General features: G+C 48.8%; 4 protein-coding genes. 1 reads left to right on the top strand and 3 read right to left on the bottom strand.

Features of this window, described 5'->3' with window-relative positions; all coding sequences use genetic code 11:
• The first annotated feature begins 529 nt into the window (after positions 1–529).
• Complete coding sequence (locus DET62_RS04060; RefSeq protein ID WP_011235788.1) at positions 530–1,078, top strand: gamma carbonic anhydrase family protein; 549 nt, start codon at positions 530–532, stop codon at positions 1,076–1,078.
• 12 nt (positions 1,079–1,090) lie between these two features.
• On the opposite strand, the gene DET62_RS04055 is transcribed toward DET62_RS04060, so the two are convergent.
• From DET62_RS04055 to DET62_RS04045, 3 genes are read right to left on the bottom strand one after another with little or no spacing between them, the layout of a single operon-like run.
• Complete coding sequence (locus DET62_RS04055) at positions 1,091–4,210, bottom strand: error-prone DNA polymerase (protein WP_110012804.1); 3,120 nt, start codon at positions 4,208–4,210, stop codon at positions 1,091–1,093.
• A complete protein-coding gene (locus DET62_RS04050; RefSeq protein ID WP_243734827.1) occupies positions 4,194–5,552 on the bottom strand; it encodes a DNA polymerase Y family protein in 1,359 nt (452 codons plus the stop codon). The genes DET62_RS04055 and DET62_RS04050 overlap by 17 nt, the downstream gene beginning before the upstream one ends.
• 44 nt (positions 5,553–5,596) lie before the next feature.
• Complete coding sequence (locus DET62_RS04045) at positions 5,597–6,196, bottom strand: SulA-like SOS-response cell division inhibitor (protein ID WP_110012806.1); 600 nt, start codon at positions 6,194–6,196, stop codon at positions 5,597–5,599.
• Positions 6,197–6,250 lie beyond the last annotated feature (54 nt).

The following is a 6,250-nucleotide window of genomic DNA, read 5'->3' as shown; positions in this document are numbered from 1 at the left end:
TGTGTTAGGCCTGCCGCCAGCGTTCAATCTGAGCCATGATCAAACTCTTCAATTAAAAGTAGTTCAATCAACTCAATGAATTACGCGTTTTTGCTTGGCTTCTTTCGAAACCTTGCTGAACACTCATTCAAAAGTTGCAATACAAATATTTCGTTTTGCTTAACTTCTGCAAGTGCCCACACAGTTTGCTTGGCTTGATATAATTGTTAAAGAGCGTTTCTCAGCAACCTTGGCTGCGAGAGGTGCGTATTCTACACACCGTGTGTTTTCCGTCAATACTTTTTTGAAAAAAGATTTTTTAGAAAACTTAGGTTTTCGGCGGCTTCGTTGCCTGCCTTGAACGTGGAGCGCATTTTAGAGATTTAACTCGTCCCGTCAAGCGCTTTTAGCACCTTTCTAACTGTTTTTTTACTGACTGCGTAAAGTTTCAGCAACACGCTGCTTTTCTCGCCAAACTTAGGCCAGACATGACCTATTTACCTCTATCTGCTATAAAGGTTGTAACAGCTTTTAACTCAGGAGCACACTTATGGCAGATATCCGTAGTTACTGTGAATATGAACCAGTTATCGGTGAACGCGTTTACCTGGACCCCAGTTCGGTCATTGTCGGTAATATTACAATAGGCGATGACAGCAGCGTATGGCCTATGGTCGCAGCAAGAGGCGATGTTAACCGTATTACTATTGGTAAGCGTAGCAACATTCAGGATGGAACCGTTCTTCATGTTACGCGTAAATCCAAAGCCAACCCTGATGGGCATCCCTTAGTTATTGGGGACGAAGTTACCGTAGGCCACCATTGTATGTTGCATGGTTGCAAACTGGGTAACCGCATATTAGTAGGCATGTCAGCCGTTATAATGGATGATGTCGTCATAGAAGATGATGTCATTATTGGAGCCGGTAGTCTGGTTCCTCCGGGCAAACGCTTAGAAAGTGGCTACTTATATGTCGGCAGCCCAGTTGAAAAGAAAAGACGCCTTAATAGCGGTGAGGAGAACTTTTTAAGCCAATCGGCACAAAACTACGTCGATTTAAAAGACGACTACCTTTTACAGGTGAGTCCAGTTTCTTAAGTTAATGAAAGCTTAGTGGAAACGACGGCTTTCCAGTCGAGTGAAACTTAACAGGCCGGATAAATCCTTTAACCGGCCTGCAATAACATGCACCACACCATCGTGAATTTCGACAATGCCTTTTACCCAAAGCAGGTTGCTGGTCAGGAAGCATTGTCGAAATTGGCGAGCGGTATTCGCCCAGACCACCACATTGCTGTTTCCGCTTTCATCTTCCAAAGTTAAAAAAGTGACGCCGCTACGGGTGCCAGGCCTTTGCCTGCAGGTGACTAAGCCGGCCAGAGTCAGTACTTGCCCTGAGCGGCAGGTCATTAGATCGCGGGCCATAACGCAGTTTTTTAATTCAGGGTTATTCCTCAGCAAAGCTAATGGGTGGCGGCCTAAGGTCAATCCGGTCGATTCATAATCCGCTTTTATATTGTCCGGCTCATCAGGCGCGGGCAGTTGGCGGGCAGGGCGATCCTTTACATTCTCAAACAACGGCATTTGCTGGTCACTCATAGACAAGCTTTGCCAATGTGCCTGATGCCGATGTCCTGCAATACTCTTTAATGCGTCGGCGCGGGCGAGGGCGTTGATATCGGAGTCCCGTAATCCGTTTTGTCGCAACTCATGCATGCTGGTGAAACCGTCCTCCGGTCTTTGCGTCAACGTATGTTTTATTCTGCTTTCGGATAGGCCCTGAATTTGCCTTAAGCCCATGCGTACAGTCTCATCAGAGTTCGTATCTTCTTTAGGCAACCAACAATAGTCCCAGTCGCTGGCGTTAATATCCGCAGCTAAAAACGCTACGCCGTGGCGTTGTGCGTCCTGTACCAACTGCGATGCCGAATAAAAACCCATAGGCAAACTGTTCAGTAAGCCGACATAAAAAGCAGCCGGGTGGTAGGTCTTAAACCAGGACGACACATAAGCTAAATTAGCAAAACTGGCAGAATGAGACTCAGGAAAACCATATTGTCCAAAGCCACAAATTTGCCGGAACAAGCGTTCTGCAAACTCCTGCTTATAGCCCCGCTCCAGCATGCCGTTAATAAGCTTGTCTTCAAAGCGGGTTAAATGCCCATTTTGCCCCCATGACGCCATAGCCCGACGAAGCTGATCCGCTTCGCCACCACTAAAGCCAGCCGCGACCATAGCCAACTTAATTACCTGCTCTTGAAAAATAGGTACGCCCAGCGTTCTTTCTAATACCGACTTTACGTCGTTGCTAGGGTAATCAACCTCTTCCAGACCTGCGCGACGACGTAAAAATGGATGCACCATGTCGCCTTGTATGGGGCCGGGCCGGACTATCGCAATTTGAATGACCAGATCATAGAAGGTTTTGGGCTTTAGTCGCGGTAACATGTTCATTTGCGCCCGCGATTCTATCTGAAAAATCCCCATAGAATCGGCGGTTTGTAGCTGCTGATAAACCCGGCTGTCTTCCTGCGGAATGGTTGCCATGGTCAGTTGCGGCTCATAGCGCGAATTAATAAGCGTCAGCATTTTCCGTAAAGCCGTCAGCATGCCCAGCGCCAGCACGTCCACTTTTAATAAGCCCAGGCTTTCGAGGTCGGTTTTGTCCCACTGAATAACCGTTCGGTCCGTCATCGAGGCATTTTCTACCGGAACCAGCCGTGACAAGTCATCGGCAGCGATAACAAAACCGCCGACATGCTGCGACAAATGCCGGGGAGTACCCATCAATTGCTCAGTAAATTGTAAAAGGTGCTGGCCCCGTACTGAATTTGTGACTTCGGGGTGCTGTTGCACTAGCTGTTGCTGCCAGCTTTGCTCTTTGTCGCGTCGGTCTAAGTTGCGACGGAAATACTGCAGTTGCTGCTCACTAAAGCCCAGAGCTTTGCCAACATCACGAAAAGCACTTTTAAAACGGTAGGTAATAACCGTTGCAGCCAACGCTGCGCGCTGCCGACCGTACTTGCGGTAAATATACTGAATGACTTCTTCGCGGCGCTCGTGCTCAAAGTCCACATCGATATCGGGAGGTTCGTTCCGTTCCTTAGAAATAAAACGTTCAAACAACACCTGAATTTGCGCCGGGTTAACCGCGGTAATGCCCAGACAATAACAAACCACCGAGTTTGCTGCCGAACCACGCCCTTGAAATAAGATTCCCTGCTCACGGGCAAAACGAACTAAGTCATGAATGGTTAAAAAGAAAGGCTCGTAGCTTTGCTCTTTTATCAGGCTTAGCTCTTTTAAATAAAGCGCTTTTATCGACTCGGGCACACCTTGCGGATAACGCCAGCGAGCGCCTTGTTCAGTTAACTGCTTTAAATAGCCGGAGGCACTCATGCCCTCAGGAACCAGTTCGACGGGGTATTCGTAACGAAGTTCGGACAGACAAAACTGACACTGCTGAGCAATAACCAGTGTTTCGGCTAGCCACTTTTGCGGGTAGCACTGTTGCAACTCACTCAGGCTTCGCAGATGATGCTCCGCGTTGTTACTGGCTAACCCCGGCTGATGCGCTAAAGAGCCACCATGTTGAATCGCGTTCAGAATGTCATACAGCGGCTGTTGTTCAATGGTTGCCATGCGAACGCCACCAGCGCAGGTGACTTTCACTTTAACGGCCTGTTGTAGCTCAACCATAGCCTGAAAAGCCCTTTCATCGTCAGCCTGGTAATGCCGCTCGTATAGTAGCCAAAAGCGCTGCTGCCATACCGATTTCAACTTTTCACCAATGGCCAGAAGCTGGGCCTGAGAAAAGTCCGGCTGCCACAATAAAAGACACTGAGAGAACCCGTCGAAAAAATCATCGATGTTGGCCTGATAATGGCCTTTTTCGCTGCGACTACGGAACAGTGTAATTTTTTTACAAAGCTCCGCATAGGCTTCCCGGGTTGGCGCCAGCACAACCAGCGTACCCACTTCCGTCACCCTGAATTCACTACCCACAATCAGTTTAATACCCTGCGCTTTTGACTCCTGATAGGCTTTTACAATACCGGCCACAGAGCATTCGTCAGTTATTGCTATGGCGGCATAACCCAGATCATCTGCGTGCCTCACCAGTTCCTCCGGCGAAGCGGCTGAGCGCAAAAAACTATAATGGCTTAAACTGTGTAGCTCAGCAAAAGGTTTTCCACCGGAACCTTTGAACATATCAGCTGAACCAACCATGCAAATACCATTGTCCGGACTCAAAATAGAGCCAACCCACACGCTGAAACTTGTCCCGGGCAATCCAGTAATCGCGCGCTATGTCACCAGCGTCCCACCAACCACAGACTTTGCGTTCCGGCCCGTGACGTAGTTGCCATAAATCAATTGAAGTTGGCTGCGGAGGCTGTAATAGCCAAAGAGGCCGCTTAGGCGCCGCAGATAAAATTTGAGGCTTTTCCCCTGCCGGGCGTCGAAATTCGTTATTACCGGGGCGAGGGTCGTCATTCATGGCTGGCGAGAACACGGCATTGTTGCCAAGCTTAGCCTGTAACCGGCCAATAAGCTGCAGTGTTTCATGCCGGTGTTGCTGCACACCAAAAAAGTGACTGCTGTGCTGTTCAGACTGCAATAGCTCGTTAGCCACCAACGTAATTTCTATAACCGCTTCTGGCAAGGGTATAGATTCCATTTTTAACTGCAGTAACGACAAAAAACTCTGCCCCCGCCAGCCGGGTTCAGCTAAAGCGACGGGAACAACAGAAGGAGGTTCATATCGGTGATGCAGTTCAATACTAACCTGCTGGGTTACTTTTTGCCGCTGATAGAGAAAATCTTCCAGCTCACCGAACAGTCTTTTTAGCGGAAACAACAACCCTTGCCAGTGAGGAATTTCAGTGACCAGATCCAGGCTTTGCCGGAAACTTTCCGGTGGAGTGAAAAAATTATAACTTTGCTGCTGGCGACCCTGAATTCGCTCCAGATATAACTGTGTTTCCAGGCCCAACTGCCGGCCGACTTCATCTCCCGATAACTGTATGAGCTCTCCCAGCTGACGAAAACCAGCGGCTTTACAATGCTTCTGTGTTTTTGTTCCTAAACCGGCAGCACCAATAGGTAGCTGAGCCAGCAGCTGTGTAGACTCTTTGGGGTTTAACGAAACCGGGCAGTCATATTCTGCTAATAATTGAGCGGCTAAAGGGTTATCCGCGACTGCCAGCTGAGCCTTAATTGGCAGCGCATCAACCTCTCGGGATAACGTGTTAAATACCGAATCCATCCCGCCATACAACTGCGCCAGACTACTCAACTCAATTGCCAGACCTTTGGGTGGATACAAAACTAACTTAGCTGCCCATTGGTAAAGTCGGGTGGCTAATTGCTGCAATACCTGCTGCTCACGCTCCGGAATATATTCAACCAGTTGCAGTTGCTCACAAAGCGATATTGCCATAACCGTCTGGATAGAGGTTTTGACCCCAGCCTCCCGCGCCAAGGTGTTGCACTGCACTATAACCGACTGGTTACCCTGTAACTGGTAAAGTGCCAGCGGCAGGGTGTTGCTGTCAGGCTGTAAGCGCACCCGATTATCCAGTAGTAGTTGGGGGAAATGACAATATAACCACATTAGTTCAGAACAACGTTTTCCAGTGGCCAGCCCACTTTGCGTTTTAGTACGTCGAGCGTGACTCCTGCTTCATCAAGCTTTAACCGTACGCGGTTAGAATAAGCCCGCGCCTCTTCATTTAAAGCGGGCTCACTCAATACCACGCCCATCTGCCCGGTTTGGGTAGCTTTATACCAACGGCGAACAGATTGAGCTGTCGTTTCTTTTTGCGCAAACCAGCCTAAAGCCAGCGCATTTTTTGTCTGCAGTATCTGCTCAAACGCCCAGGCCGCTTTCTCTGCACTGGTCTGAACAACCACCTGCATAGACTCATTAAGTCCATAATGATGTAGGCCAGCAGCCGACAACCAGGCCGGAGGGTTTACCCAGAAAACTGACTGCTTTTGTTGCACCGCACGCTGTATTAATGGCAACAATAGTGCCTGCTCCGAAAAAGGAGTTGGCAACTGCCATTCATGCAACCCCGGATATTGCCAGCCACCGCCCAGCGCCGTATCTAACGACGAAAAACCAGAGCTTAAGGTTGCGGCCTGGCTATCGGTCACCTGACCATGCCAAACAAGCCCTTGCTGAATAAGAGTCTGAAGCTTTGTCTGCATAAAACCTCCGAATACTGTACATATATACAGTATCATTAATTTTTACTCGTTACC

Origin of the sequence: Idiomarina sp. H2 (genome assembly GCF_004364275.1) — a bacterium.
GTDB classification, from domain to species: Bacteria; Pseudomonadota; Gammaproteobacteria; order Enterobacterales; family Alteromonadaceae; genus Idiomarina; species Idiomarina loihiensis.
Note: the sequence above shows the minus strand (reverse complement) of the source record. Positions and strands in the feature narration are given on the sequence as shown.